At 75.5% G+C, this 925-nt stretch carries 2 protein-coding genes; both read left to right on the plus strand.

The annotated features are described in order from the left end of the window. Window positions 1-229: hypothetical protein (locus tag PROKR_RS33780; protein ID WP_169736315.1), on the plus strand; the 229-nt coding region annotated here is incomplete at its 5' end. 116 nt (window positions 230-345) lie between these two features. Further along, on the plus strand, window positions 346-925 hold a 580-nt coding region (locus tag PROKR_RS33785; RefSeq protein WP_084800231.1), incomplete at its 3' end, for an alpha/beta fold hydrolase.

Consider the following 925-nt stretch of genomic DNA (forward strand, 5'->3'; position numbering starts at 1 on the left):
CGCGGCGCGTGCCGAGGCAGCGAGCGCCCTGGCCACCGTGGCGCGCTCCGACGCGCAGCTCGCGGCCGCCCGAGCCGAGATCGAGGCGGCGCACCGGGAGTTCGAGACGCTGCGTGCAGAGTTCGACGCCGCGCAGGAGACGGGCCGGCGGAACATCGTGATCGCGTGGGTCGGTGCGGGTGTGGCGGCGGCGGTCGCGGTGGTCGCGCTCGTGCTGGCGTTCGTCTGAGCGCCGGGGCTCGTCCGAGTACCCGGGTGCGGCCGACCGATCCGCTGCGTACCGGTCGGCCGGTACCCGCCCGAGGCGGACCGATGAGTTCGGAACCGTCCCGTCGTCGACCCTCCATGACAGAGACCCTTGTCGACGTTCCGGGCGCGTTGCTGTGCGCCGAGACCTTCGGCGACCCGGCCGACCCGGCCATCCTCCTGATCGGCGGCATCGCGGGCGCCATGGACTGGTGGCACCCGGACTTCTGCCAGGCGCTGGCTGACGGCGGACGGTTCGTCGTCCGCTACGACCACCGCGACACGGGGCGCTCCCGGACCGACCCGCCCGGGGCGCCGTCGTACACCGGGGACGACCTGGCCCTGGACCCGGTACGGCTGCTGGACGCGCTGGGGATCGGGCAGGCACACCTGGCCGGGGTGTCGATGGGCGGCGGCATCGCGCAGCAGACGGCGATCGAGCGCCCGCTCCGGGTCGCGTCGCTCACGCTGATCTCCACGAGCCCGGTCACGAAGGTGCCGGGCGCGCAGCTGCCCGGTCCGACGGCGCAGGCACGGGAGCAGTTCGACGACCCGCCCCCGGACCCCGACTGGGGCGACCCGGAGGCCGTGGTCCGCTACCTGGTGGCCGCCGAGCGGGCCTTCGCGGGCCCGGGGTACGACGAGCCGGCGGCGCTGGCAACGGCCCGGCAGGTGGTGC

Origin of the sequence: Promicromonospora kroppenstedtii DSM 19349 (assembly GCF_000515355.1) — a bacterium.
Taxonomy (GTDB): Bacteria; Actinomycetota; Actinomycetes; order Actinomycetales; family Cellulomonadaceae; genus Promicromonospora; species Promicromonospora kroppenstedtii.